At 34.1% G+C, this 14,732-nt stretch carries 13 protein-coding genes; 6 read left to right on the forward strand and 7 right to left on the reverse strand.

Annotation, left to right across the window (positions count from 1 at the left end; translation table 11 throughout):
* Window position 1: 1 nt before the first annotated feature.
* Window positions 2-1,216, reverse strand: coding sequence for an aminotransferase class V-fold PLP-dependent enzyme (locus ACQKCJ_RS22735; protein ID WP_427402995.1), 1,215 nt, complete (start codon window positions 1,214-1,216; stop codon window positions 2-4).
* 223 nt (window positions 1,217-1,439) lie between these two features.
* On the opposite strand from ACQKCJ_RS22735, the gene ACQKCJ_RS22740 reads away from it, so the two are divergent.
* Both ACQKCJ_RS22740 and ACQKCJ_RS22745 read left to right on the forward strand, forming a co-directional pair.
* Entirely contained in the window at window positions 1,440-2,789 is a 1,350-nt protein-coding gene (locus ACQKCJ_RS22740) for a serine hydrolase domain-containing protein (protein ID WP_427402996.1), read from the forward strand.
* Between the two features lie 5 nt (window positions 2,790-2,794).
* The gene (locus ACQKCJ_RS22745; protein ID WP_427402997.1) at window positions 2,795-3,097 is read left to right on the forward strand and encodes a hypothetical protein; all 303 of its coding nucleotides are present in this window, start codon (window positions 2,795-2,797) and stop codon (window positions 3,095-3,097) included.
* 101 nt (window positions 3,098-3,198) lie between these two features.
* Here ACQKCJ_RS22745 and sufD read toward each other — a convergent pair whose 3' ends face one another.
* The 6 genes from sufD to ACQKCJ_RS22775 form a co-directional block, all read right to left on the reverse strand.
* Window positions 3,199-4,515 carry a Fe-S cluster assembly protein SufD gene (gene sufD, locus ACQKCJ_RS22750; RefSeq protein ID WP_271337692.1) on the reverse strand — a complete coding sequence of 439 codons (1,317 nt, stop codon included), beginning with the start codon at window positions 4,513-4,515 and terminating at the stop codon, window positions 3,199-3,201.
* Window positions 4,516-4,627: 112 nt separating this feature from the next.
* The gene (locus ACQKCJ_RS22755) at window positions 4,628-5,017 is read right to left on the reverse strand and encodes a four helix bundle protein (protein ID WP_427402998.1); all 390 of its coding nucleotides are present in this window, start codon (window positions 5,015-5,017) and stop codon (window positions 4,628-4,630) included.
* 85 nt (window positions 5,018-5,102) lie between these two features.
* Window positions 5,103-5,849: a Fe-S cluster assembly ATPase SufC gene (sufC, locus tag ACQKCJ_RS22760; RefSeq protein ID WP_132032515.1), complete on the reverse strand. Its 747-nt coding sequence runs from the start codon at window positions 5,847-5,849 to the stop codon at window positions 5,103-5,105.
* Window positions 5,850-5,863: 14 nt separating this feature from the next.
* Window positions 5,864-6,352 carry a flavodoxin family protein gene (locus ACQKCJ_RS22765; protein ID WP_427402999.1) on the reverse strand — a complete coding sequence of 163 codons (489 nt, stop codon included), beginning with the start codon at window positions 6,350-6,352 and terminating at the stop codon, window positions 5,864-5,866.
* A gap of 7 nt (window positions 6,353-6,359) precedes the next feature.
* Window positions 6,360-7,808 (reverse strand): Fe-S cluster assembly protein SufB, encoded by a 1,449-nt coding sequence (gene sufB / locus ACQKCJ_RS22770; RefSeq protein ID WP_271337690.1) that lies wholly within the window; start codon window positions 7,806-7,808, stop codon window positions 6,360-6,362.
* A 61-nt stretch (window positions 7,809-7,869) separates the two neighbouring features.
* Window positions 7,870-8,199, reverse strand: coding sequence for a HesB/IscA family protein (locus tag ACQKCJ_RS22775; RefSeq protein ID WP_065451634.1), 330 nt, complete (start codon window positions 8,197-8,199; stop codon window positions 7,870-7,872).
* 370 nt (window positions 8,200-8,569) lie between these two features.
* Here ACQKCJ_RS22775 and ACQKCJ_RS22780 point away from each other — a divergent pair, with 370 nt between their 5' ends.
* The 4 genes from ACQKCJ_RS22780 to ACQKCJ_RS22795 all read left to right on the forward strand — a co-directional run bounded on the left by ACQKCJ_RS22780 (window position 8,570) and on the right by ACQKCJ_RS22795 (window position 14,572).
* Window positions 8,570-9,496 carry a hypothetical protein gene (locus tag ACQKCJ_RS22780; protein WP_271337689.1) on the forward strand — a complete coding sequence of 309 codons (927 nt, stop codon included), beginning with the start codon at window positions 8,570-8,572 and terminating at the stop codon, window positions 9,494-9,496.
* A 210-nt stretch (window positions 9,497-9,706) separates the two neighbouring features.
* Window positions 9,707-10,564 carry an MBL fold metallo-hydrolase gene (locus ACQKCJ_RS22785; protein ID WP_271337688.1) on the forward strand — a complete coding sequence of 286 codons (858 nt, stop codon included), beginning with the start codon at window positions 9,707-9,709 and terminating at the stop codon, window positions 10,562-10,564.
* Between the two features lie 428 nt (window positions 10,565-10,992).
* On the forward strand, window positions 10,993-12,627 hold the full coding sequence (locus ACQKCJ_RS22790) for a S8 family peptidase (protein ID WP_271337687.1): 1,635 nt from the start codon (window positions 10,993-10,995) through the stop codon (window positions 12,625-12,627).
* Between the two features lie 64 nt (window positions 12,628-12,691).
* Window positions 12,692-14,572: a M1 family metallopeptidase gene (locus ACQKCJ_RS22795; RefSeq protein WP_271337741.1), complete on the forward strand. Its 1,881-nt coding sequence runs from the start codon at window positions 12,692-12,694 to the stop codon at window positions 14,570-14,572.
* The last annotated feature ends 160 nt before the right edge of the window (window positions 14,573-14,732 follow it).

A 14,732-nucleotide genomic window follows, 5' to 3' on the forward strand; every position in this document is an offset into this window, starting at 1 on the left:
TTTAGCTTAACATCGTTTTCGCCTTCTTAACCGCTTCGACCATTACATCAATTTCTTCTATAGTATTGTAAAAAGAAAACGAAGCACGAATCGTTCCCGGAATACAGAAAAAGTTCATAATAGGTTGTGCACAATGATGTCCGGTTCGAACTGCAATTCCTAGTTTATCGATAATAGAGCCAATATCATAAGGATGAATTCCGTCTATATTAAACGAAACTACAGAAGCTTTATTTTTTCCGGTTCCATAAATTTTCAGGCCTTCTATCTCTAACAAGCGTTTTGTAGCGTGTTCTAATAACTTTTCTTCTTGTTTTTGTATGTTATGAAAACCAATGTTGTTTAAATAATCAACAGCAGTTCCTAAAACAATTCCACCAGCAATATTTGGAGTTCCGGCTTCAAATTTATGAGGAAGATCAGCATAAGTTGTTTTCTCGAAAGTAACTTCCTTGATCATTTCTCCACCACCCTGATAAGGAGGTAATTTGTTAAGCCATTCTTCTTTTCCGTATAAAATTCCGGTTCCGGTAGGACCACACATTTTATGTCCGGAAAAAGCATAAAAATCACAATCTAAATCCTGAACATCCGGTTTTAGATGAGGAACAGCCTGTGCACCATCAATTAAAACAGCAGCGCCAACAGCGTGTGCTTTTTCGATTATAAATTTGATAGGATTAATGATTCCTAATGCATTAGAAATATGATTTACCGTTATGACTTTGGTTTTTTCTGAAAGTAGCGCCTCAAAAGCGTCCATAATCAATTCTCCATCTTCGTTCATCGGAATCACTTTTAAAACTGCTCCCGTTTTCTCGCATAACATTTGCCATGGCACAATATTACTATGGTGTTCTAAAGAGGAAACTACAACTTCGTCGCCTGGTTTTAGAATTGAAGCAAAACCATTCGTTACTAAATTGATTCCATGCGTAGTTCCTGAAGTAAAAAGTACTTCGTGAGAGAACTTTGCATTGATATGATGTTGGATTTTTACCCTTGATATTTCGTATGCATCAGTTGCCAACTGACTTAGTGTATGCACACCACGGTGAATGTTGGCATTTATTTCCTGATAGTATTTCGCCTCAGCATCAATCACAATTTGTGGTTTTTGTGAGGTTGCTCCGTTATCGAAATATACCAATGGTTTTCCGTTTACTTTTTCCGAAAGTATCGGAAATTCAGCTCTTATTTTTTGGATGTCTAACATGTCTTATTTAGAAAAATTCTATCTACAAAAGTACTAAATCTAAATTGGTTTCTCCATCAAAACTATAATTTCCTTTTATGGTACTATCAATTCAAGGGCTGATTATTGATTCTATAACATTAATTTAAGATTTGTAAATGATTTGAAATTCAAAATGTGATTTCGATATTAATATCATGATTGTAAATTATTTATATTGCAGTAAAAATAACTGTCAAATACCATGAAGAAAATCCTCAAATTACTTGCGCTTGTTTTACTTATTGTAGTTTTTTATTTTGGATTTACCACTTATCCAAAGCTTGAATTGATCTCCGGCTTTTCGGCCAAAAGTATCGCCTCAGGACATTTTTTAGATCACCGATCGAAAGAATTAATTGAGAAAAGTGATAATGATATTCCGTTAATGGAATTAGCAACAAATACAATTGATGAAGCCGGGAAATTTGCAACCTCTTCAGTTTACGGTTTAAAAGAAAGAAAAGCCATTTATCGGGAAGGTTTAGGAGCAACTTTAATTGATGATGATTATGATGTTTCGAAACCGTATTTACTACCTAAACGAACTAAATTAGTTAACAATCTTTATTTTCCTTATGGGAATAACGCGTCAAAAGACACCTTATTTTCTAATATCGATTATTCGAAATTAAAGAAAGCAGTTGATGATTCGTTTGATAAAAACGGTCTAAAAGCAAAACGTACACGAGCCGTTGTGGTTTTGTATAAAGATAAATTGATAGCCGAAAAATATGATACAGGTTTTAATAAAGACAGTAAGATTTTAGGGTGGTCGATGACAAAAAGTATTACCAATTCTGCTTTTGGAGTTTTGTCAAAGCAAGGCAAAATTGATATATATAAACCCGCTCCAATTGCGGAGTGGCAAAATGATGAACGAAAAATTATTACTATAAACGATTTGCTTCACATGAATTCCGGCCTAGAATGGGAAGAGAATTATAGTAAAATTTGCGATGCTACAATAATGCTTTTTCAGTCCGGGGATATGGCAAAAGTGCAACGCGAAAAACCAGCTCAGTTTAAACCCAACACTCATTGGAATTATTCCTCAGGAACGACCAATTTATTATCCGGAATTTTAAAAAGCCATTTTAAAACGCAACAAGAATATCTTGATTTTTGGTACAGCGCCGTAATCGACAAAATAGGAATGAATTCAATGATTGTAGAGCAGGATATGGCAGGAACTTTTGTAGGTTCATCTTATGCCTGGGCAACTGCTAGAGATTGGTCTAAATTTGGATTGTTATATTTACACAAAGGAAACTGGAATGGAGAGCAAATTCTGGACGAAAGCTGGGTAAAATATTCTGCAACACCCACTAATACTTCTAAAGGAGCTTATGGAGCGCAATTTTGGTTAAATGCCGGAGGAAAATTTCCCGATGTTCCTCGCGATATGTTTTATTGCAGTGGATATCAAGGGCAAATGGTAGCGATTATTCCGTCTCTGGATATGGTAATTGTAAGAATGGGATTGAAAGAAGAGGATCAGGGATTTGATTTTAATGGCTTTTTGAAGGGGATAATTGATAGTGTGAAAAAATAATTTTAATGGAATATATTGAAATAAGAAGAAACGTATTGTTGTCAATTCAAAGAGCGCTATTAGGAATGATATATCCTGAAATCAGAGCTATTGCGGTTGGATTTGAAGGATTGCGAAAACTAACTGTTATTTATTATCTGGACAGAGAACCTAATAGTGACGATTTTGAAAATATTAGTGATGTGACAGCAGAAATTTTATCAGATATTAGTTTTTCTGAAGTAGAAGAAAAATGTTTTTTTTCAGATGAAATAATTGCTAAGCTTGATAATCTAGATTCATGGGCCTACGTAAGAAAAGAAAATTGAATCGCAAAGAGCACAAGGTAAAAAGCGCAAAGTTCGCAAAGTCTAATAATTAAACCTTGCGAACTTTGCGTAAATCTTAGCGAACCTTGCGGTTAAGCTTTCTACAAATCAAATCCTAAATTCACGCCCAATTTCGTAGCGATGATTTTAGTAATTCTTTGTTTCAGTTCAGGTATTTTAATGCTTTCGATAACAGCATTTGAGAATGCGTACATCAACAAAGCTTTAGCTTCTTTTTTCGGGATTCCACGTGATTGCATGTAGAACATTGCAGTTTCGTCAAGTTGTCCAACAGTACAACCGTGAGAACATTTTACATCATCAGCAAAAATTTCTAATTGTGGTTTTGCATTGATAGTTGCTTTATCGCTCAATAAAATATTATTGCTTTTTTGGAAAGCATTTGTTTTTTGAGCTTCTTTTTCTACCAATACTTTTCCGTTGAAAACACCTGTTGAGCGATCAGAGAAAATTCCTTTATAATCCTGGAAACTTTCGCAATTTGGCGTTGCGTGGTTGACCAAAGTATAATGATCTACGTGTTGTTTTTCGCCAATAATAGTGATTCCGTTTAGTGTACTTGTCAATCTTTCACCAAAATGATAAAAGTTCAAATTGTTACGGGTCAGATTTCCCCCAAACGAAAAAGTATGTACATAAACATGACTTTCCTGTTGTTGCGAAACGTAAGTATTGTCGATTAAATTCGCCTCGATATTATCGTTTTGAATTTTATAATGATCTACAATAGCACGTTTTTGAGCAAAAATCTCAGTAACCGAATTGGTTAAAACCGGATTTTCATTCAAACTCTGGTGACGCTCGATAATCTGAACATGAGAATTCTCTCCAACAATAATCAAATTTCTAGGCTGAACCAATAACGCAGCTTCATTACCTGTAGAGAAATACATGATTTCAATTGGCTTATCAGCGACTTTCTTTTGAGGAATATTGATAAAAGCTCCTTCACTTGCAAAAGCAGTATTCAACGAAGTCAAACTTTCGTCTTTGCTGGCAATTTGATTGAAGTATTTGTCAATAACCATTTTATATTTTGGTTTGGTCAATGCCGATGACATCAAACAAACGTCGATTCCGTCATGTGTTGTAGAAGACAAATGTGAGCTAAAAACACCATCGATAAACACTAATTTATAAGTGTCGATTTCATGTAAAAAATATTTTTTTACCTGATTAAATTCGATTGCATTTTCTTCTTTTGGAAAAACCGTAAAGTCATTTTTTAAGATGGCGTTTAGCGATGTATATTTCCAAGCTTCTTCTTTTTTGGTTGGGAAACCTTTATTTTCAAAGTTTTTTAGTGCTTTGGTGCGAATATCATGTAAATCTGAATGTACATCGATACGCTCTTCAAAAGCCATAAAAGACGATACTAATTTTTCTTTTAAATCCATTGTTCTTTTGTTTCCTTCGGTGTTTCAGGTTTCAAGTTTCAGGTTGACTGTTGGGACTTGTTACCTTTGTGATCCGTTTTTTTGTTTCAGGTTTAATGTTTCAGGTTTTTGACTACTGAAACTTATTTCCTTTGAAATCTTTTTTATTGAGATAAGTGATAAAGTTTTTTATTTTGCCACTTAAATTTTCATAATCTTTTTTTAAAGCTTCGAACTTTTGCTCTGAAATATATTCAAAATCAAAAATTCTATAAAGCTGAGATCTTGTTTCTCCAGCTGAACCTTTTGCAATAGATAGAAATTGTCGAAATTCTAAATTTCCGTCCCTTTCAAAACCTTCAGCAATATTATCCATCACTGAACCTGAAGAAGATTTAATTTGATTTTTAAATCTAAAATCCGATTTTAATTCTGTTTCAATTGCAATAAGATGAACTTCTTTTGCTAATCGTCGAGCTTCTTTCCAAATTTCTAAATCCTCAAATCTATTAATTGTTGCCATAATTTCTGTTGCTTTATTTTAAGTTTAAACTTACAAAATGTAATTTAACTTAAAACTAAAAAAACATGAAACATGAAACAAAAATTTAGTTTTCTGCTTTAATCCAATCGTATCCTTTTTCTTCCAGTTCGTAAGCCAGTTCTTTTCCGCCTGATTTTACGATTCTTCCGTTGTACAGAACGTGAACGAAATCCGGAACGATATAATCTAACAAACGTTGGTAGTGCGTGATCACGATAATTGCGTTTTTCTCGCTTTTTAATTTGTTGACTCCGTTAGCAACGATTCTTAAAGCATCGATGTCAAGACCAGAATCGGTTTCGTCAAGGATCGCTAATTTTGGTTCTAACATTGCCATTTGGAATATCTCGTTTCTTTTTTTCTCACCACCAGAAAAACCTTCGTTTAAAGAACGTGATAAAAATTTACGGTCGATTTCTAATAATTCAGATTTCTCACGAATTACTTTTAGCATTTCATTCGCTGGCATTTCGGCTTGACCGTTTGCTTTACGAGTTTCGTTGATGGCAGTTTTCATGAAGTTAGTAACGCTAACTCCAGGAATTTCTACAGGATATTGAAACGAAAGGAAAACTCCTTTGTGTGCTCTTTCTTCCGGAGCTAAATCAGCAAGATCTTCTCCGTCAAGGAAAACAGCTCCATCAGTAACTTCGTAATTTTCGTTTCCGGCAATTACAGCCGAAAGTGTACTTTTTCCAGAACCGTTTGGTCCCATGATAGCGTGTACTTCGCCAGCTTTAACTTCTATATTAATTCCTTTAAGGATTTCTTTATCACCAATTGAGGCGTGAAGGTTTTTTATTGATAACATTGTTTTCTTTTATTTTATATAAATGTCAATTCTATTTTTGTTGTCTGATTTAGAATGTTGGCATTAAAATGCGCGTGTCCTAAATATTCCATGCGTAAATAATCGGCTGATTTTTTGAACGGAATGTAAAAACTATCTTCGATTTCATTATCGTGTGAATTTGAGATCACACCAATTTTTTTTCCTCTAAGTTTTCGTCCGGTTTCTTTTTCAATTCGGATTAAATCCGAAAAGCGATCAAAGAAAACCTTCATAATACCGCTCATATTGTACCAATATATTGGCGTCGCAAAAATTAAAGTGTCGTACTTTTCGATGATTCCTTTTATTAAAGGGAAAAAATCGTCTTCTCTGTTTTTGCTTTCGTAATCATAATAAGAAATGTTATAATCACTCAAATCAATTATGTCTATTCCGTGTTCTTTAGAAATCTCGTCTACAATTTTTGTTGTATTTCCGTTTTTTCTGGATGAACCTAAAATGATTACTTTCTTACCTTCCATTGTGCAATTAACCTACAGATCCTTCTAAAGAAATCTCTAATAATTTTTGAGCTTCAACAGCAAATTCCATTGGTAATTTGTTCAATACATCTTTACTGAAACCGTTTACAATTAAGGCAATCGCTTTTTCAGTTGGGATACCTCTTTGGTTACAATAAAAAACCTGATCTTCTCCAATTTTACTTGTAGTTGCTTCGTGTTCTATTTTAGCCGATGGATTTTTACTTTCGATATAAGGGAAAGTATGCGCTCCGCAATTGTTTCCCATTAAAAGAGAATCACATTGCGAAAAGTTTCTTGCATTATCAGCTCTGGGGCTAATTTGCACTAATCCACGGTAACTGTTTTGAGATTTACCGGCAGAGATACCTTTAGAAATAATAGTCGATTTAGTATTTTTACCTAAATGGATCATTTTAGTTCCCGTATCTGCTTGTTGGTAATTATTGGTAACGGCGATTGAATAAAATTCTCCTACCGAGTTGTCTCCTTTTAAGATACATGAAGGATATTTCCAGGTTACAGCAGAACCAGTTTCTACTTGTGTCCATGAAATTTTAGCGTTTGTCTCGCATAAACCTCTTTTGGTTACGAAATTATAAACCCCACCTTTTCCTTCTTTGTTTCCTGGAAACCAGTTTTGAACAGTAGAATATTTAATTTCGGCATCATCCAAAGCGATCAATTCAACAACAGCGGCGTGCAATTGATTTTCGTCACGACTTGGAGCTGTACAACCTTCAAGGTATGAAACATAACTTCCTGCATCAGCAATAACAAGAGTTCTTTCGAATTGTCCTGTTCCTGCCTGATTGATTCTGAAATAAGTTGAAAGTTCCATTGGGCAACGAACGCCTTTTGGAATATAACAGAAACTTCCGTCAGAGAAAACCGCTGAGTTTAATGCTGCATAGAAGTTGTCTTTTTGAGGTACAACGCTTCCTAAATATTTACGAACTAATTCAGGATGCTCTTTTATAGCTTCTGAAATTGGACAGAAAATAATTCCTTTTTCTCCTAATGTTTTTTTGAAAGTAGTAGCCACAGAAACAGAATCGACAACAATATCCATAGCGACATTGTTCATCATTTTTTGTTCATCGACAGAGATACCTAACTTTTTGTACATTTCAAGAAGTTCCGGATCCACATCATCCAAAGTTTTGTTTGGATCTACTTGTTTTGGAGCTGAATAGTAAGATATTGCCTGAAAGTCAGGTTTTACATAATGAACATTTGCCCATTCTGGTTCGATCATTTCTTTCCAGGCACGAAAAGCCTCGATTCGCCAGTCAGTCATCCATTGTGGTTCTTCTTTTTTAAGAGAAATAGCTCTTACAATATCTTCGTTTAAGCCAATAGGAAACGTCTCCGATTCAATATCAGTATAAAATCCGTATTCGTATTCTTTAGTTTCGAGTTCGATTTTTAAATCGTCTTCAGTATATTTTGACATTTTTTAGTTTTTTAAAACGCTTAAAATTTTAAGCGTTTAAATTTTTGCTTTAGACTTTAATTTATAACGAGAATGATTCTCCGCAACCACAAGTTCTGCTTGCATTTGGATTGTTGAATACAAAACCTTTTCCGTTTAATCCGCCAGAAAATTCAAGTATTGTTCCGGCTAAATATAGAAATGATTTTTTTTCAACTGCAATTGTTATGTCGTTGTCTACAAATATTTTATCGTCGTCGCCTTTGGCTTTGTCAAATTTTAAATCATATGACAAACCAGAGCATCCGCCACTTTTCACGCCTACTCTTACGTAGTCATGTGCAGCATCAAAACCATCATCTTTCATCAAGTCGATGATTTTCTTTTTGGCTGTATCAGAAACTTTTATCATTGTTTATGGTATTTGTTTTTGCTTTCATTTGAAATCACATTTAAAATAGTAATTAAATTATTACATTTTAAAGTACTGTCTTTCAATGTTCAAATGAAATTATCTGCAAAGATACGACTTAAAAACCTTTTTCCATAACGCTTCACATTATTATAACAAATGTTAAAATAGATAATAGTTATATTGATAAATCAATTATCATTGTTTTTGTGGTTTATTTGTTTATTAGTGTTTTTACATCAAAATTTAAAAACCTACTAGTTTTGTAGGATTTGCTTATCAAGTCTTGTTTTTTAGGGCTAAAAAAGCGTATTTATACGGGTTGCAAGCAATTTTTTATCACTACTTTTGCAGAAAATTGTCAGTAATTATGAAAAAACAATACAAAAATAAGTGGGTAAAAGCACTTTTAGCAGTGTTATTTGTTTTTGGATTAGGTGCTACATTCTTTATTTTTAGTAGAGAGTCAAATGAAATTGAGGAAAAAACTAAGGAGGTAACAATAGATCAGAAATTTAATGATTCAAATGATGAATCACTTTCTCAGAAAAATATTTTAGATTCCCTAGTCACTTTAAAAGTGGCTTATGACGCTGCAATTCTTGAGAAAACTTCATTATCCCAACAGTTAGAACTTGAAAAGAAAAATATTGAAAACCTGATGGAAATCATCAAGGCTTCAAAAAATCCTTCTGTTGCACAAATTAAGGTGTATAGAAAACAACTTTCTGATATGAAAATCGCATTGGAAACTAAGGTTGTTGAAGTTAAAAAATTAAAATCTCAAAATAAAAATTTGCTTAGCGAAATTGAAAGTCAGAATGTTGTGATGTACAAACAAAAGACTGAAAATGATACCTTGGTTTCTAAACAAAAAAAACTGGAATCGACTTTAAAAGATGCCTCAAAGCTAGTTCCTGGCAATTTTAACGTAATAGCACTTCGGGAGAAAAAATCCGGACAAGAGTTAGAAACGGAAAAGGCGAAAAATACTAAAAAGCTTAAAATGAGCTTTTCTATAAACGGAAATACTGTTGCCAAGACAGGAAAAAGAGTTTTTTATATTCAGGTTTTAGATCAGAAAAATAAAGTTTTAGGCGAGAACAAACTGATCGAATTTGGAAACAATAAAGCTTTGGTCTATAGTTTTATAGTTGCTGTTGACTTTCAGGGAAAAGCAACGAATGTTTATGGGGTTTTAAATGCTGATGAAAATGCATTTCAAAAAGGAACTTATTTTGTCAATTTCTTCGACAAACAAGAAATAATGGGAAGTACTGCGATTACGCTGGAATAATATAACGAAAATTTAGCCTGCGGATTTTACGGATTTACGCTGAGTTTTTCTTTTACCAAAGCTTTGAACATGCGTTTAAGCCAAAAAAAATCTGCGTAAATCCGTAAAATCAGTTTAATCTGTGGGCAATTTCAGAAACATTATTAGAGAATTTCTAGTATTAGGAGATTGTATTTCCTAGCTTTGTTTCAATATTAGAAATTAATTCTCATGAAACTTTACCCAATAGAATCCGGAAATTTTAAGTTAGATGGCGGCGCAATGTTTGGCGTTGTACCCAAAACAATCTGGAACAAAACCAATCCTGCAGATGCCAATAATTTAATTGATATTGCTGCGCGTTGCTTGCTTATTGAAGACGGAAACCGATTGATTTTGATTGATACGGGAATGGGAGATAAACAATCTGAAAAGTTTTTTGGCTATTACTCGCTTTGGGGATCACATTCGATCGATACATCATTATCAAAATATGGTTTTCAGCGAGATGATATTACCGATGTTTTTATGACGCATTTGCATTTTGACCATTGTGGAGGAAGCGTTCAGTGGAATTCAGATAAAACTTTTTATGAACCGGCTTTTAAAAATGCTAAGTTTTGGACGAATGAAAATCATTGGGAATGGGCAACAAAACCAAATCTTCGTGAAAAAGCGTCTTTTTTATCAGAGAATATTTTACCGATGCAGGAAAGCGGACAATTGAATTTTATAAAACGTCCCGAATCTGATTTTGGCTTTTCTGAAGAAATGAATTTTGGAATTTACTATGTCGATGGCCATACCGAAAAGCAGATGATCCCGCACATTCAATATCAGGATAAAACTATCATTTTTTGTGCAGATTTGTTGGCCACAGCGGGACATATTCCTTTACCATATGTTATGGGTTACGATACAAGACCTTTGTTGACAATGCCTGAGAAATCAAAATTTTTGAATGAAGCAGCAGACAATAATTATTATTTATTTTTAGAGCATGATGCGCACAATCAAATTATAACGGTTGAACATACAGAAAAAGGTGTCCGGTTAAAAGACGTTTTTACTTGTGAAGAGATTCTTTAAAACAAAATTTAAATCATAAAAAAAAATCCCATTTTCAGTATGTCGAAAATGGGATTTTTTAGTTTAACAAATTATAATCCTAAAATTTTAGTTGGTTTTGAATTTCCAAATCTGACCAATTGTTTCTCCGTCTTTGTTGTCCTTGCAACCTGCAATCTTATACGTCGTGCAAGTGTACAAATTAGAATCGAAATTTCTTTACGTGAAAACGTAAAGAGCACGCCTTTTTTAACATATTTTGCCTTGTAATCAATCAGGTAAGAAATTTACCTTTAAATTAAATAAAATTTTTGTTTTTAAAGTTTAGAATAAAATTTTAGCCCCCTTTTATACCAAGGTAAAAATCATAACACAGTGTTAATCGTTAGTTTTATGTAACAAAAAATCATAATTTAGACCCATATTTTAACTTTATTAAAAATAGATACATGAGTTCTATAAAATTAAATACTTTATCTGCCTTTGCATTACTTGTACTAGCAGGTTGCAGTGCTACTTTGCAAGCACAGGTTGCTACTTCAAAAGAAATGATTACTGCTCCTTTATCAGTAGTTAAAAAAGGACCGCTTAGCGAAAATGAATTAAAAAGATGGAGCCATCTTGATTTAATCAAAGATTCAATTCCGGGAATGAGTGTTGACAGGGCTTACGCCGAATTATTGCAAGGAAAAAAAGGCGTAAAAGTAATTGTAGGTATAGTAGATTCTGGTGTAGATATTGAGCATCCGGACTTACAAGGTATGATCTGGAGAAATCCTAAAGAAATTCCGGGTAACGGAATCGATGATGATAAAAACGGTTTTATTGATGATGTTCACGGATGGAATTTTCTTGGAGATGCCGTTCACGAAAATCTTGAAATGACCCGTATTGTTAAAAAAGGAGATGATGGATCAGCTGAATACAAAGCGGCTCTGGAGCAATACGAAGAAAAAACGAAGAAAGTTATAGAAGATAAGGAACAAGTCGACTTCTTAATAGATGTACATAACACTATTAAAAAGGAGTTAAATAAAACAACTTATAACTTAGAAGATTTAAGCAAAGTTTCGTCAGTAGATCCAAAAGTAGCGAGAGCTAAAATGGTTATGACCCAAATTTTGACTAATGCAGGACCAACTTTTGATCCTGAAGCAGAATTAGAAGATTACAGAGAATCTGTTTACGATCAATTCAATTATAATTTGAATAAGGATTATGACGGAAGAAAAATCGTAGGAGATAATCCTGAAGATATCAAAGACAAATATTATGGTAATAATGTTGTTTTTGGACCGGATAAAGAAAAAGCACTGCACGGAACTCACGTTGCCGGAATTATTGCGCAAATTCGTGGTAATGATTTAGGAGGTGACGGTGTTACGAATAATGTCGAAATATTAACTGTGAGAGCAGTTCCTGATGGAGATGAGTATGATAAAGATATCGCTTTGGCTATTCGTTATGCAGTTGATAACGGAGCAAAAGTAATTAACGGAAGTTTCGGGAAAAGTTTTTCTCCACACAAAAAGTGGGTGTATGATGCGATAAAATATGCGGCTAAAAAAGATGTTCTAATTGTGCACGCAGCAGGAAATGACGGATATGATATCGATAAAAAAGAAAACGTTAATTACCCAAATGATTCTGAAGATAATATCAAAGAATTTGCTAATAACGTGATTACAATTGGCGCAATCAATAATAAATACGGAGAAAATGTTGTAGCGCCGTTTTCAAACTTCGGTAAAATAAATGTTGACGTTTTTGCACCGGGTGAAGAGATTTATGCAACGGTTCCAAATAATAAATACAAGTATTTGCAAGGAACGTCAATGGCGTCTCCAAATGCAGCAGGAGTTGCAGCATTGATTCGTTCTTATTATCCAAAACTAAAAGCAGCTCAGGTTAAGCAAATTTTGATGGATTCCGGCGTGGCACTTCCTTCTATGGTAATTTTAGGAGAAAATCCAGATCCAACTCAAAAACCTGTAGCGGTTTCTTCAAAAGAGTCATCAAGAACAGGCAAAATGGTCAATGCTTATAATGCTTTATTAATGGCAGAAAAGATGTCAAAGAAATAAAAAATAACATACAGTACTAATCCAATGGAAGAGTGGCAACTCTTCCATTTTTATTAAAACGATGATGCGAAAAATTTTACTACTATCCTTTTTGAGTCTGGGTTTAAGCCCGGCATTTGCACAAAACGCTCCATATTGGCAACAACACGTTGATTATAAAATGGAAGTTTCCATGGATGTAAAAAACTACCAATACAAAGGAAAACAAGAATTGGTATATACCAATAATTCTCCGGATACTTTAAAAAAGGTATTTTATCATTTATTTCTAAATGCTTTTCAACCGGGGAGCGAAATGGATGCACGTTTGCATACTATAAAAGATCCTGACGGAAGAATGGTAACCAAAGTAAAAGGTGCTGATGGAAAAGAGGTAAAACAAAGCCGAATTGAAACGTTAAAACCTAACGAAATTGGGTTCTTGAAAATTACCAATTTAAAACAAGATGGTGTAACGGCTCAAACCAGAGTTTCAGGAACAATAATGGAAGTGACTTTGGCAAAACCAATTTTACCAAATTCAAAAACTACTTTTACCCTAGATTTTGATGGTCAGGTTCCGGTTCAGATTCGTCGTACAGGACGTAACAACTCAGAAGGAGTCGAATTATCAATGTCGCAATGGTATCCTAAATTAGCCGAATTTGATTTTGAAGGCTGGCATGCAGATCCTTACATCGGAAGAGAATTTCACGGTGTTTGGGGGAATTTTGATGTAAAAATCACAATTGACAAAGATTACACTATAGGTGGTTCAGGATATTTGCAAGACAAGAATGAAATAGGACACGGGTATCAGGATGCAGGTGTAACAGTTACGTATCCAAAGAAAACAAAAACATTGACGTGGCATTTTATTGCACCGGATGTTCATGATTTTACCTGGGCGGCAGACAAAGAATATACACATGATATTGTAAAAGGACCAAACGATGTCGATTTGCATTTCTTCTACAAAAACAATCCAAAGACAACTGAAAATTGGAAACAATTAGAGCCTTTAATGGTAAAAGTTATGGATTATTACAATAATAGAGTAGGGGCTTATCCATACAAACAATACTCCTTTATTCAAGGTGGAGATGGCGGAATGGAATATGCAATGTGTACTTTGATGCTAGGAAACGGAACGCTTCAGGGAATTCTGGGAACAGCAACACATGAATTAGGACACTCGTGGTTTCAGCATATTTTAGCTTCAAATGAGTCAAAACACCCTTGGATGGATGAAGGTTTTACAACGTATATTGAAGACAGTGCTTTGAATGAACTAAAAGGAGATAAAAAAGAAGTGAATCCTTTTAAAGGAAATTATGCTGCTTATTATCAATTAGTCAATTCCGGAAAAGAGCAGCCGCAAGGAACTCATGGTGACCGTTATGATGAAAACAGACCATACAGTATTTCGGCCTATGTTAAAGGAAGTATCTTTTTATCGCAATTAGAATATGTAATTGGAAAAGAGAATGTAGATGCTACCCTAAAAAGATATTTCAATGATTTTAAGTTCAAACATCCAACACCAAACGATATCAAAAGAACAGCCGAAAGAGTTTCAGGAGCTGAGCTGGACTGGTATTTAATTGATTGGACTGAAACTACAAACACAATTGATTATGGTATCAAAGATGTGGCTGATAATGCAGGAAAAACTACTGTAAGTTTAGAAAGAATAGGCAGAATGCCAATGCCAATAGATTTAACAGTTGAATATACTGATGGAACTTCAGAGAGTTTTTATATTCCTTTAAGAATGATGAATTTCATTAAGCCAAATCCAAACCCTAATGTCAAAAGAACAGTTTTGGAGGATTGGGCGTGGGCGCAGTCGAACTACAGTTTTACAATAGACAAAAATAAAACAGCAATCAAAAAGATTACCATAGATCCAAGCGGATTAATGGCGGATGTAAAAGCTGCAAATAATGTTTATGAAGTGAAGTGAAGTAAGGAATTATAATTATTTTTTTAATAAAGCCAAAGCCGGATGTTATTCTTGCTTTGGCTTTATTGTTGTGTGCCCAGCATGGGCGATAACTCTAGGGTGTAAGTCCCGAACACGCCTTTACAGTGGGAAGTGTTAGCTGAATGCAAGGGTGTCCATC

Origin of the sequence: Flavobacterium sp. NPDC079362, from assembly GCF_050267765.1 — a bacterium.
GTDB lineage: Bacteria > Bacteroidota > Bacteroidia > Flavobacteriales > Flavobacteriaceae > Flavobacterium > Flavobacterium azizsancarii.

What these genes read in the sequence shown, in the direction of transcription:
- ACQKCJ_RS22735 (WP_427402995.1), bottom strand. Translation starts at nt 1,216, where the DNA reads ATGTTAGACATCCAAAAAATAAGAGCTGAATTTCCGATACTTTCGGAA.
- ACQKCJ_RS22740 (WP_427402996.1), top strand. Translation starts at nt 1,440, where the DNA reads ATGAAGAAAATCCTCAAATTACTTGCGCTTGTTTTACTTATTGTAGTT.
- ACQKCJ_RS22745 (WP_427402997.1), top strand. Translation starts at nt 2,795, where the DNA reads ATGGAATATATTGAAATAAGAAGAAACGTATTGTTGTCAATTCAAAGA.
- sufD (WP_271337692.1), bottom strand. Translation starts at nt 4,515, where the DNA reads ATGGATTTAAAAGAAAAATTAGTATCGTCTTTTATGGCTTTTGAAGAG.
- ACQKCJ_RS22755 (WP_427402998.1), bottom strand. Translation starts at nt 5,017, where the DNA reads ATGGCAACAATTAATAGATTTGAGGATTTAGAAATTTGGAAAGAAGCT.
- sufC (WP_132032515.1), bottom strand. Translation starts at nt 5,849, where the DNA reads ATGTTATCAATAAAAAACCTTCACGCCTCAATTGGTGATAAAGAAATC.
- ACQKCJ_RS22765 (WP_427402999.1), bottom strand. Translation starts at nt 6,352, where the DNA reads ATGGAAGGTAAGAAAGTAATCATTTTAGGTTCATCCAGAAAAAACGGA.
- sufB (WP_271337690.1), bottom strand. Translation starts at nt 7,808, where the DNA reads ATGTCAAAATATACTGAAGACGATTTAAAAATCGAACTCGAAACTAAA.
- ACQKCJ_RS22775 (WP_065451634.1), bottom strand. Translation starts at nt 8,199, where the DNA reads ATGATAAAAGTTTCTGATACAGCCAAAAAGAAAATCATCGACTTGATG.
- ACQKCJ_RS22780 (WP_271337689.1), top strand. Translation starts at nt 8,570, where the DNA reads ATGAAAAAACAATACAAAAATAAGTGGGTAAAAGCACTTTTAGCAGTG.
- ACQKCJ_RS22785 (WP_271337688.1), top strand. Translation starts at nt 9,707, where the DNA reads ATGAAACTTTACCCAATAGAATCCGGAAATTTTAAGTTAGATGGCGGC.
- ACQKCJ_RS22790 (WP_271337687.1), top strand. Translation starts at nt 10,993, where the DNA reads ATGAGTTCTATAAAATTAAATACTTTATCTGCCTTTGCATTACTTGTA.
- ACQKCJ_RS22795 (WP_271337741.1), top strand. Translation starts at nt 12,692, where the DNA reads ATGCGAAAAATTTTACTACTATCCTTTTTGAGTCTGGGTTTAAGCCCG.